The 13,705-nt window shown below is 71.3% G+C and carries 13 protein-coding genes; 3 read left to right on the top strand and 10 right to left on the bottom strand.

The features are described 5' to 3' along the window. Window positions 1-42 precede the first annotated feature (42 nt). From atpB to AC3RJ7_RS11230, 6 genes are all read right to left on the bottom strand, one after another. Window positions 43-840 carry a F0F1 ATP synthase subunit A gene (atpB, locus tag AC3RJ7_RS11255; protein ID WP_491456166.1) on the bottom strand — a complete coding sequence of 266 codons (798 nt, stop codon included), beginning with the start codon at window positions 838-840 and terminating at the stop codon, window positions 43-45. Window positions 841-1,006: 166 nt separating this feature from the next. Further along, window positions 1,007-1,489 carry a Cg1360 family ATP-synthase-associated protein gene (locus AC3RJ7_RS11250; RefSeq protein WP_491455921.1) on the bottom strand — a complete coding sequence of 161 codons (483 nt, stop codon included), beginning with the start codon at window positions 1,487-1,489 and terminating at the stop codon, window positions 1,007-1,009. Window positions 1,490-1,544: 55 nt separating this feature from the next. Beyond that, on the bottom strand, window positions 1,545-2,804 hold the full coding sequence (locus AC3RJ7_RS11245) for an MraY family glycosyltransferase (protein WP_491455920.1): 1,260 nt from the start codon (window positions 2,802-2,804) through the stop codon (window positions 1,545-1,547). After that, entirely contained in the window at window positions 2,801-3,649 is an 849-nt protein-coding gene (locus AC3RJ7_RS11240) for an L-threonylcarbamoyladenylate synthase (RefSeq protein ID WP_491455919.1), read from the bottom strand. The genes AC3RJ7_RS11245 and AC3RJ7_RS11240 overlap by 4 nt, the downstream gene beginning before the upstream one ends. An 88-nt stretch (window positions 3,650-3,737) precedes the next feature. Next, window positions 3,738-4,553, bottom strand: a complete 816-nt coding sequence (locus tag AC3RJ7_RS11235) for an ABC transporter permease (protein ID WP_491455918.1) — start codon at window positions 4,551-4,553, stop codon at window positions 3,738-3,740. Window positions 4,554-4,565: 12 nt separating this feature from the next. Then, on the bottom strand, window positions 4,566-5,495 hold the full coding sequence (locus AC3RJ7_RS11230) for an ATP-binding cassette domain-containing protein (RefSeq protein ID WP_491455917.1): 930 nt from the start codon (window positions 5,493-5,495) through the stop codon (window positions 4,566-4,568). 128 nt (window positions 5,496-5,623) lie between these two features. On the opposite strand from AC3RJ7_RS11230, the gene AC3RJ7_RS11225 reads away from it, so the two are divergent. Next, the gene (locus AC3RJ7_RS11225) at window positions 5,624-6,607 is read left to right on the top strand and encodes a TetR/AcrR family transcriptional regulator (protein WP_491455916.1); all 984 of its coding nucleotides are present in this window, start codon (window positions 5,624-5,626) and stop codon (window positions 6,605-6,607) included. Window positions 6,608-6,707: 100 nt separating this feature from the next. On the opposite strand, the gene prmC is transcribed toward AC3RJ7_RS11225, so the two are convergent. Next, a complete protein-coding gene (gene prmC / locus AC3RJ7_RS11220; RefSeq protein ID WP_491455915.1) occupies window positions 6,708-7,589 on the bottom strand; it encodes a peptide chain release factor N(5)-glutamine methyltransferase in 882 nt (293 codons plus the stop codon). Between the two features lie 85 nt (window positions 7,590-7,674). Here prmC and cysK point away from each other — a divergent pair, with 85 nt between their 5' ends. Then, window positions 7,675-8,610 (top strand): cysteine synthase A, encoded by a 936-nt coding sequence (gene cysK, locus AC3RJ7_RS11215; RefSeq protein ID WP_491455914.1) that lies wholly within the window; start codon window positions 7,675-7,677, stop codon window positions 8,608-8,610. Between the two features lie 4 nt (window positions 8,611-8,614). Then, a complete protein-coding gene (gene epsC / locus AC3RJ7_RS11210; RefSeq protein WP_491456165.1) occupies window positions 8,615-9,193 on the top strand; it encodes a serine O-acetyltransferase EpsC in 579 nt (192 codons plus the stop codon). A 74-nt stretch (window positions 9,194-9,267) separates the two neighbouring features. Here the strand turns inward: epsC and prfA are convergent, their stop codons facing one another. From prfA to AC3RJ7_RS11195, 3 genes are all read right to left on the bottom strand, one after another. Beyond that, window positions 9,268-10,344: a peptide chain release factor 1 gene (prfA, locus tag AC3RJ7_RS11205; RefSeq protein ID WP_491455913.1), complete on the bottom strand. Its 1,077-nt coding sequence runs from the start codon at window positions 10,342-10,344 to the stop codon at window positions 9,268-9,270. A 7-nt stretch (window positions 10,345-10,351) separates the two neighbouring features. Beyond that, window positions 10,352-12,490 carry a transcription termination factor Rho gene (gene rho / locus AC3RJ7_RS11200; RefSeq protein ID WP_491455912.1) on the bottom strand — a complete coding sequence of 713 codons (2,139 nt, stop codon included), beginning with the start codon at window positions 12,488-12,490 and terminating at the stop codon, window positions 10,352-10,354. Window positions 12,491-12,739: 249 nt separating this feature from the next. Further along, on the bottom strand, window positions 12,740-13,687 hold the full coding sequence (locus tag AC3RJ7_RS11195) for an NAD-dependent epimerase/dehydratase family protein (RefSeq protein WP_491455911.1): 948 nt from the start codon (window positions 13,685-13,687) through the stop codon (window positions 12,740-12,742). Between the last annotated feature and the right edge of the window lie 18 nt (window positions 13,688-13,705).

The following is a 13,705-nucleotide window of genomic DNA, read 5'->3' as shown; positions in this document are numbered from 1 at the left end:
TTGGGTTTCCTTTCCTAGGGATGTTTCGGGCGGGTGCCCGGCTCAGTGCTCTTCTGCGACCGCGAGCTGGATGTAGACCGCGGTGAGAAGTGCGAAGACGTAGGCCTGCAGTACGGCGACGAGGACCTCGAACAGCGTGAACGCGAGTCCGAAGGCCAGGGTGCCGGCGCCGAGGAGGGTCCACCAGCCGCTGAGCTGGAAGACGAAGAACTGCGTGGCCGCGAAGAAGAGCACGAGCAGCAGGTGGCCGACGATCATGTTCATCATGAGTCGGAGCGTCAGCGTGATCGGGCGGATGATGAAGGTCGAGATGAACTCGATCGGCGTGACGATGATGTACACCGGCCACGGCACACCCGCCGGGAAGAGCGAGTTCTTGAAGAAGTTCTTGGGGCTCTTCTTGACGCCCGCGTAGATGAACGTGATGTACGCCACGATCGCGAGCACGAGCGGCACGCCGATGACGGAGGTGCCCGCGATGTTGAGCCCCGGGATGACGCCCGTCAGGTTCATGAACAGGATCAGGAAGAACATCGTCGTGAGGATCGGCAGGAATCGCTTGCCGTCCTTCTTGCCGAGCAGGTCGTCGGCGATGTTCACGCGCACCAGGTCGAGACCCATCTCGACGAGGCTCTGGAATCGGCCCGGGACGACCTTCATGCGGCGGGTGCCGAGCCAGAAGACGAGGACGAGAGCGATGACCGCGACCCAGCGAACCAGGATGATGCGGTTGATCTCGAAGAGCTCGCCCTCGAACAGGAGCGGACCGGGGAAGAACTCCTCGATCGACGGACCGTGGAACTCACCGTCTTCGGTGGCAGTCGGAACCAGCAGGTTCAGAGCGTGTGCTAGCAGCGCTATCTCCTGTTTCGGGGCGTGGAGCAGGGCTCTCGCGACGACGAACATCGGAAACGGATTTCACACAGGCCTGAACCCGGCGAAAACCGTGGGGGATCGGGAATACTCTAGCAAGACTTCTACGAGCAGACGAATTCGAGATCGAAGCTCATTCGTCCTCGGGCGCCTCGGGCAGTTCGACGTCGCTCGCATAGGGCAGTCGCGAGCGTGCGACGACGAGCACGTCGACCACGAGCGAGGCCAGGACGCCGGCCACGAGGCTGAGGAACAGCACGGTCGTGTCGAGCCACGAGGCATCCCGCAGCACCACCACGAGCACGATGAAGACGATGAACTTCAGCAGCCAGCCGCCGAGCACGATGCCGAAGAAGGCACCCACGAACAGGTCGCTGCCGGCGAAGCGGTTGGCGAGCAGGATGCTCGCCGCGGTGATGCCCATGAACACCACGGCCATGACCGTGCCGATGAGGGCGCCCCACAGGCCGGGCACCCCCGCGAACACGAGACCGAGCACCGCGCTCACGACGAGGATCACGGCCGCGAGCAGCCCGCCCCACGCGAGGGCGCGCTTCAGCACGGGGTTCGAGGTGGGGGTTCGATCGGCCGGTTCGGGGCGCGCGTCGGTCATCATGCTCCAGTCCCCGGGACGGGGGTTCGGTCGGCCGGTTCGGGGCGTGGGTCGGTCATCATGCTCCGGCCGAGTGGTCGCCCGATTCTACCGAGGGCGAGGCTGCGAGTTCGTCGACGGCGCCCGTCTCGCCCGCGGGCTCCGGCTGCGACGGGGCCGGCGGGCGCTCCTCCGCGGCCACCGTCAGTCGCTTGCGGCGGCCGAGCGGCGCGAGCGTGATGATCGTGCACACGAGGAAGCCGACGCCGAGGAACACGAACGCCCACCAGGTGCTGAGGTGGAAGTACACGGGCAGCACGTACGTGAGGAGGCAGCCGACCGAGGCGACCGCCGTCCACCCGTAGAGGATGAGCACGGCGTTGAGGTGGGAGTGCCCCATGTCGAGCAGGCGGTGGTGCAGGTGCTTCCGGTCGGCCGCGAACGGCGACTTGCCCGCCCGCAGGCGTCGCATCACGGCCATGCCGAAGTCGAGCAGCGGGATGATGAGCACCACGAACGGCAGGATGATCGGCATGAAGGCGGCGAACAGCTCGCTGAAGCCGACGCCGCGCGGATTGATCTGCCCGGTCACCGCGATCGCCGACGTCGCCATGAGCAGGCCGATGAGGAGCGCGCCGGCATCGCCCATGAAGAGCTTCGCGGGATGCCAGTTCAGCGGCAGGAACCCGGCGCACGCCCCCACGACGACCACGGCCAGCAGCGACGCCAGGTTGAAGTAGTTGAGGGGCGACGTCTGCTGCACGAGCAGGTAGGTGTAGAGGAAGAAGACGCCGTTCGCGATGAGCGAGACGCCGGCGACGAGCCCGTCGAGCCCGTCGATGAAGTTGACCGCGTTCATCACGAGCACGATCACGAACACGGTGAGCGTCGCGCTCAGCCACGACGGGATGAGGGTGATGCCGGCGATCGGCAGAGACACGATGGACACGCCCTGCCACGCGATGAGGCCGGCGGCGATGAACTGGCCGGCGAGCTTCGTCGTCCAGTCGAGGTCCCAGATGTCGTCGGCTACGCCGATGAGCACGATGAGCAGGGCCGCCCCGAGGATGGCGAGCATCTGCGCGGGGTTCTGGAAGATGATCGCGACGTTCGCGAACCGCGCGATGCCGAGCGAGGAGATGAACGCCGCGGCGCCGATCGCGACGAGCACGCCGACGAACATGGCGATGCCGCCCAGCCGGGGGGTCGGCCGGGTGTGCACGTCGCGCTCGCGGATCTTCGGGTAGAGGCGGTACTTGAGGCTCAGCTTCCAGACGAGGATCGAGCCCCCGAGGGTGACGAGCGCGGTGAGCAGCGCGAGGGCGAGGAAGAGGGTCATGAGGCGGCGGGGTCGCCTTCGACCGCGGATGCCTCGGCCTCGGGTGCCCCGGTCGCCGGCGCCTCGTCCGCGAGCGCGGGCGCCTCGTCCGCCGACGCGGGCGCCTCGTCCGCCGACGCGGGCGCCTCGGACGCCTCGGACGCCGCGGGCGCCTCGGGCGCGAGCAGCTCCTCCCCCACGACCGCGGCGATGCGCTCGCGCGAGATCACGCCGGCGCGCACGATGCGCAGCACGCCGCCCGACTCGGTGAGCCCGGTGGCGTCGACGATCGTCGACGACGTGTCGCCCGGGCGCTCGCCGATGGCTTCGTACCCGGTGCCCGCCGCTCCGCCGTCGAGGTAGACGGCGACCGACTCGCCGAGCATCTCGACCGCGGCGTCGGCGGTGGTCGCACTCGGCAGGCCCGAGAGGTTCGCCGAGGAGACCGCGAGCGGCCCCGTCTCGGAGAGCAGCTCGAGCGCGATGGGATTCGCGGGCATGCGCAGGGCGACGGTGCCGCGCGTCTCGCCGAGGTCCCACTGGAGCGACGGCTGCGCACGGAGGATCACGGTGAGCCCGCCGGGCCAGAACTCGGCGACGAGATCGCGCACGGCGGACGGCACCTCGGTCGCGAGCGCGTCGAGGGTCGGCAGCCCCGGGATGAGGACGGGCGGCGGCGACGTCCGCTCGCGCCCCTTGGCCTCGAGCAGGCGAGCGACGGCCTTCGCGTTGAACGCGTCGGCGGCGACGCCGTAGACCGTGTCGGTCGGCATCACGACGAGTTCGCCGCGGCCGATCGCGCCCCGCGCGAGTCGCATGCCGGTGAGCAGCTGGGAGTCGACCGAGCAGTCGTAGGTGGCAGTCATGACGTGCCCGATTCTAGACCAGCGGCGGGGTGCGGCCGGATGCCCCGGGCGGCGTGCGCCCGAGGCATCCGTTCGGTGAGGCGGCCGCTCAGCGGCGGCCGGACTTGCGCCGGAACAGCCAGGCGCCCCACGTCGCGGCGATCGCGATGATGACCGCGCACCATCCGACGGCCCACCACGCGGAGTCGTCGAGCGGCGTGCCCATGAGGAGCGCGCGGATCGTCTCGATGACGGGCGTGATGGGTTGGTTCTCGGCGACCCACTGCAGCCATTCGGGCATCGTGTCGACCGGGACGAACGCGCTCGACACGTACGGCAGGAACAGCAGGATGAAGCCGTAGCCGCTCGCGGCCTCGGGCGACGGCGCGGCCAGGCCGATCGCGGCGAACAGGTACGTGATCGTGAGGATGTAGAGCGCGACCATGCCGAGGGCGGCGAGCCACTCGAGCGGCGTCGCCGACGGCCGGAACCCGACGAGCAGGGCGACGACGATCACGATCGCGGTCGCGATGAGGTTCCGCACGAGGCTGACGGCGACGTGCCCGGTCAGCACGGCGCCGCTGCGCAACGGCATGGTGCGGAAACGGTCGATGATGCCGGTCGTCATGTCGCGGGAGACCGAGATCGCGGTCGTCGATGCGCCGAAGCCGGCGCAGAGCAGGATGATGCCCGGAACGACGTAGTCGACGTACCCGCCGGACGGGTCGATCGCGTTGCCGAAGATGTAGGTGAACATCAGCATGAGCATCGTCGGCAGCAGGACGGCCATCATCATGGTGTCGACGTCGCGGATCGTGTGGATGAAGCTGCGGGTGATGAACACCCGCTCGGCGGCGAAGCCGCGGAGGCGCGGGCGAACGGCGGTGTCGCGGGCCGTGGCGCGGGGTGCGGTGATGGTGGTCATGTCGGGTTCCGTTCAGTTCGTGGCGATGAGCTCGGGGGCGGATGCCTCGCCGTCGACCGGCGCCGCGGCACGATCGCCGGCCGTGATGGCGAGGAACACGTCGTCGAGGCTGGGCCGGCGGATCGTCACCTGGACGCCGTCGGCGCCCGCGGCGGTGCGGTCGAGTTCGTCGATCGCGGCGCGCAGCCCGTGCACGCTGCCGTCGGTGGGCAGCTCGCGGAGCAGCACCCCCTCGGCGTCGCGCAGCTCGACCACGTCACCGCCGACGCGGGCCTTGAGCTCGTCGGCCGTGCCCTCCGCGGCGATGCGTCCACCGTCGAGCACGGCGATGCGGTCGGCGAGCCGGTCGGCCTCCTCGAGGTACTGAGTGGTGAGGAAGATCGTCGTGCCGGCGTCGGCGAGCGATCGGATGACGCCCCAGAGCTCCTGGCGGCTGCGGGTGTCGAGCCCGGTCGTCGGCTCGTCGAGGAAGAGCACCGGCACCCGCACGACGAGGCTCAGCGCGAGGTCGAGCCGGCGTCGCATGCCGCCCGAGTACGTGCCGACCCTGCGGTCGGCGTCCGACTCGAGGTCGAAGCGCGCGATGAGCTCGGCGGCGCGCGTCCGCGCGTCGCGCCGCGAGAGGCCCGAGAGCCGCGCCATCATCACGAGGTTCTCGCGGGCGGTGAGCGCCTCGTCGACGGCCGCGGCCTGACCGGTGAGCGCGATGCGCTCCTGCACCGCTCCCGGCTCGCGTGCGAGGTCGCGGCCGGCCACCGAGGCCGTGCCCGAGTCGGGTCGGACGAGCGTCGTGAGGATGTTGATCGTCGTGGTCTTTCCGGCGCCGTTCGGCCCGAGCAGCGCGAAGACGCTGCCGGCGGGCACCGCGAGATCGAGGCCGGCGAGCACCTCCGTTCGGCCGAACGCCTTGCGGAGGCCCCTCGCATCGATGGCGAGTTCCATGTCGTGCTCCCTGTCGTCGGTTTCGCGCCTCGGCTGTTGCGTATGGCGCAAACTGTTTATGTCATGCACTGTTGTTTAAGTAATACACAGTTCTAGACTGAGGTCAACCCATCACCGACTGGAGCCGAATGAGCGACGAGCGAGCCGACCCCGAACTCCCCCGCGGCGTCGCCCTGGCCTGGGGCGTGGCCGCCCACCCGCAGCGCGGCCCGAAGCGCGAGCTCTCGATCGAGCGCATCGTCGACGCCGCGATCGAGATCGCCGACGCCGAGGGCATCGGCGCGGTCTCCATGAGCCGCGTCGCCGCATCGCTCGGGTTCACGACCATGTCGCTCTACCGATACGTCACGAGCAAGGACGACCTGATCCTGCTCATGCAGGAGGGCGCCGTCGAGCCGCCCGTCCCCGACGAATCCGTCGAACGCGGCTGGCGCGAGGGCGTGACCGCGTGGGTGCTCGCGATGCGAGCCGCCTACCGCGAGCACCCGTGGCTCGTCGACATCCCGATCTCGGGCGCGCCGATCACGCCGAACAGCCTGCTCATCGTCGACTGGTTCCTCCGCGAGGTCCGCGACCTCCCGCTGAGCGACGGCGAGAAGATGTCGGCCCTGCTCCTGCTCACGAGCTACGCCCGCGCGACGAGCGCGCAGGATCGCGATCTCCGCGTCGCGGCCGCGGCGGCCGCCGATCCGGGCGACGTCACCGGCGAGAGCGCCTTCGCCGCGCTCTCGGAACTCGTGACGCCCGAGCGGTTCCCCTACCTGAGCCCGCTCCTGGCCGCCGGCGCCTACGTCGCCGAGCCCGGCACCCACCCCGGCGAGACCGACGACGACTTCTCATTCGGCCTCCTCCGCATCCTCGACGGCATCGAGCACCACGTCGACCGTCACGGCGGGGCGACCCCGCCCGCGGAGCCCGAGCCGCTGCCCGAGCTGCCGCCGCAGCTCGAGGCCCCTCGCGACCAGCGCGTCCGCGATGCCGCGAGGGCCCGCCGCGAGGCCGAGAAGGCGCTGCGCGAAGCGCAGAAGGCACTCCGAGAGGCGCAGAAGCGCGAGCGCGAGGCGATCAAGCACGCGCTCGAGCGCGAGAAGAAGCTTCGATCGGTCGAGTAGGGCCCCCGTGGTCGAATGGCGACGACGGATCGTGTCGAGACCCGGCCGAGCGGTCTCGATGCGCGTGCTCCTTCGTCGCTCGCTCCTCGACCGCCGGGAGTCAGCGCAACGCGGTCGTCGCCCGGTCGCGCCCGGTGAGGTCGCGATGGTGCGAGATCGCGCTCCAGCCGTCGGCGGCGAGCAGCGCCGCGATGTCGGCCGACTGCGCCTCGCCGTGCTCGATCACGAGCACCCCGCCCGGCCGCAGCAGCGCGAGCGCGCGCTGCGAGAGCACCCGCACGACATCGAGCCCGTCGGGCCCGCCGTAGAGCGCCGCCTCGGGGTCGTGCAGTCGCACCTCGGGATCGCGCGGGATCGCACCGAGCGGGATGTAGGGCGGGTTGGAGGCCACGACCGAGACCCGGCCGTCGAGCTCGGGAAGCGCATCCGCGAGATCCCCGAAGACGAGCTCGAGGTTCGGAGCCGCCACCTCCTCGACGTTGCGCCGCGTCCACACGAAGGCCTCCGGCGACTTCTCCACCGCCCAGACGCGCGCGTGCGGGACCTCGGTGGCGAGCGCGAGCGCGATGGCGCCGGACCCCGACCCGAGGTCGACGCCGATCGGCTCGGGCTCGGCCGCCGCGCGCAGGGCGTCGATCGCGAGCTGCGCGACGCCCTCGGTCTCGGGCCGCGGCACGAAGACGCCGGGGCCGACCGACAGCTCGAGCGAGCGGAACGCCGCTCGACCGGTCAGGTGCTGCAGCGGCTCCCGACGAGCACGCCGGGCCACGAGGCCGGCCAGCGCCGAGGCCTCCCCCGCCTCGACGACGCCGCCCACGACGAGGCGCGCCTGCACACCGCCGCGGCTCAGCCCGAGCACGTGGCCGATGAGCAGCTCGGCGTCGACGTCCGGATCGGGCACACCGGCCGACGCGAGCGTCGCCACGGTCTCGTCGCGGACCTCGCGCAGCGATCGGGCAGGTTGTTCGACGGGTGCATCCACGCAATGGAATGTAACGCACGCCCACTGCCCCGGCCGCGCCAATAGGCTGGGCACGCTCGCACCGCCCCTCGAGAAAGGCCCGACCATGGCTCAGATCTACGACAACATCACGCAGGCGTTCGGCCGCACGCCGCTCGTCCGCCTGAACCGGCTCACCGAGGGCGCCGGCGCGACGGTGCTCGCGAAGCTCGAGTTCTACAACCCGTCCGCGAGCGTCAAGGACCGCCTGGGCGTCGGCATCGTCGATGCCGCGGAGGCGTCGGGCGAGCTGCAGCCGGGCGGCACGATCGTCGAGGGCACGAGCGGCAACACGGGCATCGCGCTCGCCGCGATCGGTGCGGCGCGCGGCTACAAGGTCATCCTCGCGATGCCCGAGACCATGTCGAAGGAGCGCAAGTCCCTGCTCAAGGCCTACGGTGCCGAGCTCGTGCTCACGCCCGGCTCCGAGGGCATGAAGGGCGCCGTCGCGAAGGCCGAGGAGATCGCCGCCTCGACCCCCGGCGCGATCCTCGCCCGCCAGTTCGAGAACCAGGCCAACGTCGAGATCCACCGTCGCACCACGGCCGAGGAGGTCTGGGACGACACCGACGGCGGCGTCGACATCTTCGTCGCCGGCGTCGGCACGGGCGGCACGATCTCGGGCGTGGGCCAGGTGCTCAAGGAGCGCAAGCCCGAGGTGCAGGTCGTCGCCGTCGAGCCGGCCGAGTCGCCGATCCTCAACGGCGGCCAGCCCGGCCCCCACAAGATCCAGGGCATCGGCGCCAACTTCGTGCCCGACGTGCTCGACCGCACCGTCTACGACGAGGTGCTCGACGTCAACATCGACCAGGCCGTCGCGACGGCGCGCCGGCTCGGCCAGGAGGAGGGCATCCTCGGCGGTATCTCGTCGGGCGCCACCGTCCACGCGGCCCTCGAGCTCGCCAAGCGCCCCGAGAACGCCGGCAAGACCATCGTCGTGATCGTCGCGAGCTACGGCGAGCGGTATCTCTCGACCGTCCTGTACGAGGGTCTGCTTGACTGATCGCGTGACGATCCGCTCGCGATTGAAGGAAGACCTCGCGACCGCCCGTGCCCACGACCCGGCAGCACGGAGCGGGCTCGAGGTCTTCCTCGTGTACTCAGGCCTGCACGCCATCTGGACGTACCGGCTCACGCATCGACTGTGGGTCGCGGGCTGGCGGTTCGCGGCCCGGCTCATCTCGCAGATCGCCCGATTCCTCACGGGCATCGAGATCCACCCCGGGGCGACGATCGGCCGCCGCTTCTTCATCGACCACGGCATGGGCGTCGTGATCGGCGAGACCGCGATCATCGGCGACGACGTCATGCTCTACCACGGGGTCACCCTCGGCGGGAAGGCGCCGAGGCACACCCCGCCCGGCACGAAGCGCCACCCGACGCTCGAAGACGGCGTCACGGTCGGCGCCGGGGCGAAGATCCTCGGCGACATCACGATCGGCGCGTGGAGCGCCGTCGGGGCGAACGCCGTCGTGACGCGTGGCGCTCCCCCGCACTCGCTCGTCGTCGGCATCCCGGCGACGGTGCGGCCGCTCTCGCACGCGACGGCCGACGCCGCACGCGGCGTGCACGACTGGCACATCTGACCCGAAGACGACGGATGCCTCGTGGCCGGCCGGCCGCGAGGCATCCCTGTCGTTCGTGCGCGGGCGGCTGAAGGCTATTCGCCGCCGAGGTCGGCGAGGCGGGCCTCCTCGTCGGCGTGGATCGCCGACTCGATGAGCGGCTCGAGCGCGCCGTTCATCACCTGGTCGAGGTTGTACGCCTTGTAACCCGTGCGGTGATCCGCGATGCGGTTCTCGGGGAAGTTGTACGTGCGGATGCGCTCGGAGCGGTCCATCGACCGGATCTGCGACTTGCGCGCGTCGGAGGCCGCCGCAGCGAGCTCCTCCTGCTGGCGGGCGAGCAGGCGCGCCCGGAGCACGCGCATCGCGGCCTCGCGGTTCTGCAGCTGCGACTTCTCGTTCTGCATCGACACGACGATGCCGGTCGGCAGGTGGGTGATGCGCACCGCCGAGTCGGTCGTGTTGACCGACTGGCCGCCGGGGCCCGACGAGCGGTACACGTCGATCTTGAGGTCGTTCTGGTTGATGTCGACCTCTTCGGGCTCGTCGACCTCGGGGAAGACGAGCACGCCCGTCGTCGAGGTGTGGATGCGCCCCTGGGTCTCGGTGACCGGCACGCGCTGCACGCGGTGCACGCCGCCCTCGTACTTGAGGTGCGCCCAGACGCCCTGCGACGGGTCGGTCGCGTTCGACTTGATCGCGACCTGCACGTCCTTGTAGCCGCCGAGGTCGGACTCGTTGCGCTCGAGGAGCTCGGTCTTCCAGCCCTTCGACTGGGCGTACTGGATGTACATCCGCAGGAGGTCGGCCGCGAAGAGGGCGCTCTCCGCGCCCCCCTCGCCGCCCTTGATCTCCATGATGACGTCCCGGCCGTCGTCGGGGTCGCGCGGGATGAGCAGGCGCCGGAGCCTCTCGTGCGCCTGCGCGAGCCCCTCCTCGAGGGCGGGCACCTCCTCGGCGAAGGCGTCGTCCTCCTTGGCGAGCTCCCGCGCCGCCTCGAGGTCCTCCTGCGCCTGGTGCCACGCCTGGTTCGCCGCGACGATCCGGCTCAGCTCGGCGTAGCGCCGGTTGACCTTCTTCGCCCGCGCGGCGTCGGCGTGCAGCGCCGGGTCGGCGAGCTCCTCCTGCAGCTGCGCGTGCTCGTCGAGCAGCGGTTGAACCGATTCGAACACGAATGCCTCAGCGGTGGTCGGTCTCGTGCCCGTGCGAGTTGCCGTGGCCGGCGACCGGCATCGACTTCTGCATGAGCAGGAGGAACTCGGCGTTCGACTGGGTCTCCTTCAGTCGACCCAGCACGGCCTCGAGCGCGGGCTGCTGGTCGAGGCCCGCGAGGGCGCGACGCAGCTTCCACGTGATCTTGACCTCGTCGGGGCTGAGCAGCATCTCTTCCCGACGCGTCGACGACGCGTTGACGTCGACGGCCGGGAAGATGCGCTTGTCGGCGAGCTGGCGCGAGAGGCGCAGCTCGCTGTTGCCGGTGCCCTTGAACTCCTCGAAGATGACCTCGTCCATCTTCGAGCCGGTCTCGACGAGCGCGGTCGCGAGGATGGTGAGCGAGCCGCCGTTCTCGATGTTGCGCGCGGCGCCGAAGAATCGCTTCGGCGGGTAGAGCGCCGAAGCGTCGACGCCGCCCGACAGGATGCGACCCGAGGCGGGCGCGGCCAGGTTGTAGGCGCGACCGAGGCGGGTGATCGAGTCGAGCAGCACGACGACGTCGTGGCCGAGCTCGACGAGGCGCTTGGCGCGCTCGATCGCGAGCTCCGCGACCGTGGTGTGGTCTTCGGCGGGGCGGTCGAAGGTCGAGGCGATGACCTCTCCCTTGACCGTGCGCTGCATGTCGGTGACCTCTTCGGGGCGCTCGTCGACGAGCACGACCATGAGGTGGACCTCGGGGTTGTTGATCGAGATCGCGTTCGCGATCTGCTGCAGCACGATCGTCTTGCCGGCCTTCGGCGGGGCGACGATGAGGCCGCGCTGGCCCTTGCCGATCGGGGCGACGAGGTCGATGATGCGCTGCGTGAGCTTCGTGGGCTCGGTCTCGAGGCGCAGGCGCTCCTGCGGGTAGAGCGGCGTGAGCTTCTGGAAGTCGACGCGCGCGGCGGCCTCGTCGACCGACTGGCCGTTGACCGAGTCGACCTTGACGAGCGCGTTGTACTTCTGGCGGCTCGACTGCTCGCCGTCGCGCGGCTGCTTGATCGCGCCGACGACGGCGTCGCCCTTGCGCAGGTGGTACTTCTTGACCTGGCCGAGCGAGACGTACACGTCGCTCGGGCCGGGCAGGTAGCCGGTCGTGCGCACGAACGCGTAGTTGTCGAGGACGTCGAGGATGCCCGCGATCGGGATCAGCACGTCGTCGTCGAGGATCTCGGGCTCGAGCTCGTCGCCGGCACCGCCCTGGCCGCGGCGCTTGCGGTCGCGGTAGCGGCTGCGACGGCCGCCCTCGCCCTCGCCCTTGTCGGCCTGGTTCTGACCGCCCTGGCCCTGACCCTGGCCGCCCTGGCCCTTCTCGCCCTGCTTGCCCTTCTCAGCGTCGCCCTGGCGGTCGGCCTTCTGCTCGTCGCCCTTGCGCGACTCGCCGTTCTGGCCGTTCTGGTTCTGGCCGTTGCCGCGGCCGCCCTTCTGGGTCTCGTCGCCGCGCTCGCCGCGCTCGCCGCGCTCGCCGCGCTCGCCGCGCTCAGCGCGCTCGCTGCGGTCGCCGCCGCCGCGACGGCCGCGGTTGCGGCGGCCGCCCTGGCGGGGCTCCTCGGCGGGCTGCTCGCCGTCGGCGCCCTCGGCCCGGCCACCCTCACGGGGGCTCTCGCCGGTGGCGGCCGCGAGCTCCTCGCGCACGGCGGCGCGGGCGGCCTCGCGGGCCTCGTCGTCGTTCGCGGTCGGCACGAGGCCGACGCCGGCACCGCCGCCGTTGACGTGCTGCGCGGCCGCGGTGGTCGCGCTCGTCGCGCGACGCGGCTGGCGACCGCGACGCGGGGCGGATGCCTCGGCCGGGGCTTCGGCGGCGGGCGCCTCGACGACCGCCTGGGCGGGCTCCTCGGCCGGAGCCGCGTCGGCGACGACGGGGACCGCGTCGGCGGCCGGAGCCGCGTCTGCGGGGGCCTCGGCGGCCGGTGCGGCGGCCTCGACGCCGTCGACGTCGAGCGTGGGGGCTGCGTCGCCCTCGGCCCGACGGGCGGTGATCGCCTCGACGAGTTCGCCCTTGCGGAGCTTGGAGGCGCCCACGATGCCGAGCGAGGCCGCGAGCTCCTGGAGCTCGGCGACCTTGAGGCCGGTGAGAGGGGCGCCGTTCGCCACGCCTGCAGCGTGGTCGGATGCGTTGGTCACTGGGTGTTTTCCTTTCCCCTGGCGCAAGGTGTTGCGCGGCAGGAGAGTTGATCGCAGCCTCGAGCGAGGTCGGCGCGCGCGGCGCAGACTGCGCAGGTGCGAAAGCAAGAGATTGCCGGGAAGTGCACGATGCGGCTCGTGAGCGGTGTCGGGTCTGACGTATCAGCCGCTTCACCCGCCGGGTGCGCAGTCAGTCTAGCACCGTGCGGCCACGCAACCCGCCACGCGCCACGCCTGCAGAGAACGCGTTCATCGCCCGGCCCGCTCGCGCCACGCGCTCGCCGTCGCTTCGATGAGCGCGTCCCAGTCGCTCGGGGCGACGCCGAACACCTCGGTGGTCTCCGCCGCGTCCACGACGAACGGGCGCTCGAACTGGTACAGCACGCCCTTGACCTCACGGAGGATCGGAACGACGAGGCCGCCCGCCGTGAGCACCCACCGAGGGATCCTCCGCAGCTCCGGCTCGCCGGAGCCCGCGCGTTCACCGAGGAGGCGGAGCACGTCGCGCACGCTCCGCGGCGGGTTCGACGGCACGAGCCACGCCGAGCCCCACGCGCGCTCGTCGCGAGCGAGCACGTCGAGCGTCGCGGCGATGTCGTCGACAGCGGTCCAGCTGTGCGGCGCATCCGGATCGCCGAACACGGTGGCGCGTCGCCCGACGAGCGTCGCGGCCGCGTACCTCGGCAGGAGACCGTTCGAGACCGGCGCGGTCGGCCCGAGGTAGTCCGACGCCCTCGCCTCGGTGACCCGGACCCGGCCCGCCTCGTGCGCGGCGAGCGCCTCATGCCACATCCGGGCGCGCAGTTCGCCCTTGTGATCGCTCGGCCGGAGCGGGGTGTCGCGCCGCATCGGCCCCTCGACCGGCCCGTACCCGTAGAGGTTGCCGAGCGTTGCGAGCACGGCGCCGGAGGCCTCGGCGGCGTTCAGGATCGACGCGGCCAGCGGAGGCCACACGCGCTTCCACTCCGGATAGCCGCCCGGGTTCGCGCAGTTGAACACGACGACGGCACCCTGCGCCGCCTCGGCGAGGCGGTCGCGGTCCGAGGCGTCGAGCCCGACGCGGTCGATCAGCGGATGGCTCGGTCCGCCGCCCGAGCGGGTGACGACCCGGACCCGCTCCCCGGCTCCGGCGAGGCGGAGCGCGAGCGCCGACCCGACGGGTCCGGCACCGACGACGACGTGGAACGGCTCGGTCATGCCGGTCATTCTCCCGCG

It is taken from the genome of Agromyces solani (assembly GCF_058349925.1).
The sequence above is the reverse complement of the archived record's forward strand: the minus strand, read 5'-3'. Positions and strand labels throughout refer to the sequence as shown.